The sequence below is a fragment of the Salinicola sp. genome, assembly GCF_982684285.1.
Genome location: NZ_CEXLVS010000003.1, coordinates 1 through 402 on the forward strand (window position 1 = coordinate 1; position 402 = coordinate 402).

The following is a 402-nucleotide window of genomic DNA, read 5'->3' on the forward strand; positions in this document are numbered from 1 at the left end:
GCCTACCAGCTCACCGACAGCCTCAGCCAGAGTGCGGCGAACCACACCGCCGACGCCCTCGACAGCCGGACGAACCTCAAGCAGGCGGGTGAAGACGCCGACGACCGCTACGGCAATAGCGAACAGCTTTCGGATTCCGATCAGAGCAACGCCCGCGGTGCCACCGACAGCGGCGGCCGGGGCGAAGCGGCACGCATGAAAGCGCCGTGGCTGCATATGGCCTCGCCCGCCGGCATTACGCTGAGCACCCCGGAATCGACCCACCTGGCCCAGGGCAGATCGCTCAGTATCTCCAGTGGCGAGGACGTCAATATCGCCACCGGCAAGAGCCTGGTGGCGTCGATCTCCGAGAAGCTCTCGCTGTTCGTCTACCGCGCCGGGATGAAGCTGTTCGCCGCCCGC

1 protein-coding gene is annotated in these 402 nt (G+C 66.7%); it reads left to right on the plus strand.

From position 1 onward, the window contains the following. Nucleotides 1-402: DUF2345 domain-containing protein (locus tag AC3AYF_RS00525; RefSeq protein WP_487779288.1), on the plus strand; the 402-nt coding region annotated here is incomplete at both ends.